This is a genomic window from Ruegeria sp. F5 (assembly GCF_056533845.1).
Window position 1 is genome coordinate 1 of record NZ_JBQFOU010000051.1, and the last position, 4,108, is coordinate 4,108.

Annotated in this window: 3 protein-coding genes; 1 reads left to right on the forward strand and 2 read right to left on the reverse strand. The window is 53.9% G+C overall.

Features of this window, described 5'->3' with window-relative positions; translation table 11 throughout:
- Positions 1 to 347: 347 nt before the first annotated feature.
- Together ACR0K1_RS25325 and ACR0K1_RS25330 are read right to left on the reverse strand one after the other, a co-directional pair.
- The gene (locus ACR0K1_RS25325) at positions 348 to 1,694 is read right to left on the reverse strand and encodes a serine hydrolase domain-containing protein (protein ID WP_480852284.1); all 1,347 of its coding nucleotides are present in this window, start codon (positions 1,692 to 1,694) and stop codon (positions 348 to 350) included.
- Between the two features lie 127 nt (positions 1,695 to 1,821).
- The gene (locus ACR0K1_RS25330; RefSeq protein ID WP_480617379.1) at positions 1,822 to 2,943 is read right to left on the reverse strand and encodes a linear amide C-N hydrolase; all 1,122 of its coding nucleotides are present in this window, start codon (positions 2,941 to 2,943) and stop codon (positions 1,822 to 1,824) included.
- A 173-nt stretch (positions 2,944 to 3,116) separates the two neighbouring features.
- On the opposite strand from ACR0K1_RS25330, the gene ACR0K1_RS25335 reads away from it, so the two are divergent.
- Complete coding sequence (locus ACR0K1_RS25335; protein ID WP_480617380.1) at positions 3,117 to 3,905, forward strand: Crp/Fnr family transcriptional regulator; 789 nt, start codon at positions 3,117 to 3,119, stop codon at positions 3,903 to 3,905.
- Positions 3,906 to 4,108 lie beyond the last annotated feature (203 nt).

Consider the following 4,108-nt stretch of genomic DNA (forward strand, 5'->3'; position numbering starts at 1 on the left):
CGACCCACACGGCATTAAGCTCGAGGTTGTCTGCCACAAAGATGGTGAAAGCAGTTGAGACATCAAACTATCACCAGTGCTCCAAATGCGGGGCTTTGACAAACTGTCGAAAATCGCTGCGCTACGCCCTCCCAAACGTCTGGCGGTGTAGGTCCGGCGAGAGCCCAAACTGTTCATTCCTCAGTGTGCAGCGTAGGGCAGCTCTACGACTTGGGTTGGAAGGTTGTGATTCAGCGGAATTCCAACACCTTCAGAACCGCAGCAACTCACCGACTGCGGGCAAGGCGGAGCTTGCCTGGATGGAAAATTCCCGGACCTGTGTTTATGGAACGACGCTCAACGCGAGTTCAGAAATGCTTCGCGATTGCCCTTGCCATAGTTTCTTCCTGATCGTCGCCGCTACCTGTCGAGAAATAAGCAATCACAAGATTCCGCGACGGAGAAATGTAAAGCCCCTGTGCACCCACGCCTTTCTTCCAGAAATCGCCATCCTCAAAGACGGCATCCCACTGGTAGCGGTTCGAAATGTTCCGGTCGTCCGGAAAGCCCTTGCGGGCGTTCAATTCACCGAGATAGCCGCGCTGATAAATCTCCGGATCTCCACCGGTCTGAATGTTGCTGATGATGGCGTCTGATATGATCTGCTCGTCGGAAATCTCGCTCCAACTCGGCGTGAACAGCATGCCAAATCGGGCCATGTCCCTCAGTGTCGAATTCATTACGCCAAAGCTTGCCGGCAGTCCGCCATCGCTGACCGCGACGAAGGCATCATGCTCCATTCCGGCATTGCGCCAAATCCGTTCGCTCAGAAATTCGGGCAACGGCTTGCCGGAGATGTTTTCGACAATAAGGTCAACGACGAAAGTGTTGATTGAGTTGTATTCGAAAACTTCATAGCCCGGGCCACGGCGCTGCATGCCAGCCAGCACCTCCAAGGGCGTCTCCTCGACGCCAAGTGGATTGTCGAGCAAGCCCATCGCAGATGTCCAGCGGTACCATCCTTGTTCGGGGTTAATGCGCGAGTCACCGGCCGGTTCGTCAAGTTCGGTTGAATCGAGACCCGTCGCCATGTCGAGAGCGTGTTCGACCGGTACCGTGTCCCACACTGAACCTTCAAGTTCAGGGATAAAGGCACTGACGGGTTGCGATATATCAATTTTTCCCTCTTCTTCCAGCAAAGCGAGCAGAGTGCTTCCGAGGATCTTTCCGGAGGAATACCAGTTGTGCTTGTCGAACGGTCGCAGTGTTTTGTAGCGCTCAAACAAGATCTCACCATCTTTGACAACGATCAGCCCGTCCATTGGGTACTTGTTGAACTGTTCCATTACGGTAGCCGTCGAACCGTCTTCACGCATAAACTCGATATCTCCGATCGAGGGGTCTATGTTCTCCTGCAACTCGCTGATTGGGCCGTCGCGAAGAATCTGCGCCGTTGGGAAAAAGCGCGACATGTTTTGCCATGCCCATTGCGTGCGCGGGCTTGCGGCCAACATCTGAACCCGGTTTTCCTCCTCGCCGAAGAAATCATGGTTTTCGCGAATTTCCCCAAGTGGTGTGTCAACGGCCAGCTTATTTTCAGCGACTGCTATATGCGGCAGTAAAGCCGAAGCGCCTGTTAGTACTATTGCCCACAGGGATGAGCGGAAGTTTGAGGTTGGGGTGTGACTGTTTGGTTTGACAAGACGGGCCCGCATTCAGATATCACCTTACTGTTTAGAAATGCGCCGGAATGCGATTGCCAAGTCGCATCGACACGAATGTTTGGATATGACCGGGGTTCTAGGGCTTGTTTTCTTCGAAAAACCCCGGCCAGCAAATCAGTCAGTTGCTCGGTGTCATGTCAACAATTGTGGGTTCACGATCGCCGCTGGTCGGAAAGACTACCATCTCATCGCCCATGGCACCGAAATCGATCTTGCTGAGATCGACCTTGTGCACGGTCCGGTCGTACATTGTGTGATAGTAATATGTGAGGCTCTGGGAGTCGCTGGCGGTGGTGACCTGCGTTGCACTGTAGAGCAGATCTTCTGATTGGACGTCGTCCTGCGCACCCTCAGCGGCATCGGCCGGAATGTTAAAATTGTCGAGGATCCGGAAAGCTTCCCGTACAGTATCGTAGCCGCCCTGGGTTTCACGGGCCGTTTGCGAGAACGCAACGGCACGCACAAAGCGTGACGGGGGTGTGAAATCACCAGGCAGACCGATCATGCCGCTGCCTGCGCCAAGCGGAGCAAAAGTAACGCCGCTGGCTTCGACCTGGGGCACGCCGATAGCAGTCAGATTGACGTAATTGTTGAGGTTCGTCATGTGCCAGTCATAGTTTGGCGAATTGGTGATTACGCCAAGCGGGGCATCGAAAACAGTCAACTCGCCATCGATATACTCGATGACGATCCGTCCACCCGATCGGTCGGCTACAAGCATGTGAAACGGAAACGGAAAACCAAGCGTCTCGTCTACTACGCCCACGACACGAATGTTTTCGAGCCCGGCTATCGCCTCTTCGACCGTTTCGAAATTCGACAGGACATAGCTTGCCAGCAAATCACCGGGGATGGTGTTGTCGGCAAGTTCAGGATTGTACTCTTGATATTCGGTGAAGCCCGGCAGGTAGAACAGCCCGGCAGTCAACCCTGCCTCATTGATGCCGTCAGCGGGCGCGCCGTGGTCCAACATGCTGATGCCGACCATGCCGTACTTACCGGTCCATGTCGCTCCCTGCTTTCCGTCTGGCATCTCGCCGGCACTGTAGAAATATCCCCTCGGGATAATGTTGATCTTGGTTTCGAGATCAAAAGGCCCCCATTCAGCAGTCCTTGCGCGAATGATGCTTCCGTCCGAACCGGTCAGCATAATGCCGGTACAGGCCCACGACACTGAAGCGGATGCGATCAGCGCAACAACGGTCCGGGCAACGGTTTTTGTCAGCGTCATGATGTTCATAAATGACCTCCTGATGTGGCGTCTTTCTAAATTCTGGAGTTGCTCGATGATAATCGTGCGTCAATTGCGAAAACCCACTTTCGACTGGCGGTTTGCATCAAAACGAAGTGGTGTTTCATATCAATATTATCTGATATTCAGAGCTGATCTGTAGCAATCACGACAAAGTCGGCATGGGCCAAGATAAAAACTTGATTGAACCAGCTAAACGCAGGCGTCGTGACGTTCTCCCGGCGGGTAGGAGCCTTGATCAAGAGCAATCAGCCAAGCCGCGATTGGATTTCACTAAGGCGAAGCGCGCGGTTCTCAGGTACGGGTGGCTTGCCGAACAAGACAAGGCATTCCAGGCCGTAGTACTGGAGAGGGCCACGCTTCGGACGTTCGCAGTCGGTAGCCGAGTCTTTGATGTCGGCGATTTCCGCGGCGGCATCTTTGGAGTTGCAGGAGGGGCTTTTGGTATCAAGGTTCCGCGACGTGGTGGCGATGACAGGCTCGCCCATATATGCCGTAGCGGTGTATGGTTTGGATATGATGCCTCGCTCAGCCGGCGACGCCGGAACCTGACATTTGTGGCAGTCGAGCCCTCAATTGCGTTCCACGTCCCGCTGGTCGCGCTGGATCAAATAGCTGCATCCGACCCGAGTTATCATCGGGCCCTGACCAAGGTCGCGTCCCACGGCATGGACATTGCCATCGCGACCGTCTCCGATCTTCTGATACCTAATGTCCAACAGCGCATTGCCTCGACGCTGCTACGCATCGCTTCAAAACATGGGGCAGCGCAAAAAGGCACCGCTGTCATTTCGGGGTTAACGCAGGAGCAGATTGGCGAGTTGGCCAATGCCGCGCGAGACGTGGTCAATCGAACTCTCAAGCAATTTGCATCAAAAGGGTGGATTGATGTTTCCTATAAGAGGATCAGGTTACTGGAGCCTGCGTCGCTGGAAGCGTTTTGCTCATGACCCGATAGACAATGACTTTCATTGCAAGGTGTGGCCTCCAATTGCTTTTCGCACGGATTTCAGCAGTTCGCAGCCGCTTATTTGAAATGCTACGGTGGTAAACAGTACTCTTGGATGTGTCGCAAACTTTTAGAATGGCCAAAGTAGCGACTTACCGCACGCACTCATCCTGCGATCTCGGCAAATTGCCGAAAGCCACATGT

What these genes read in the sequence shown, in the direction of transcription:
- ACR0K1_RS25335 (WP_480617380.1), top strand. Translation starts at nt 3,117, where the DNA reads ATGGGCCAAGATAAAAACTTGATTGAACCAGCTAAACGCAGGCGTCGT.
- ACR0K1_RS25330 (WP_480617379.1), bottom strand. Translation starts at nt 2,943, where the DNA reads ATGAACATCATGACGCTGACAAAAACCGTTGCCCGGACCGTTGTTGCG.
- ACR0K1_RS25325 (WP_480852284.1), bottom strand. Translation starts at nt 1,694, where the DNA reads ATGCGGGCCCGTCTTGTCAAACCAAACAGTCACACCCCAACCTCAAAC.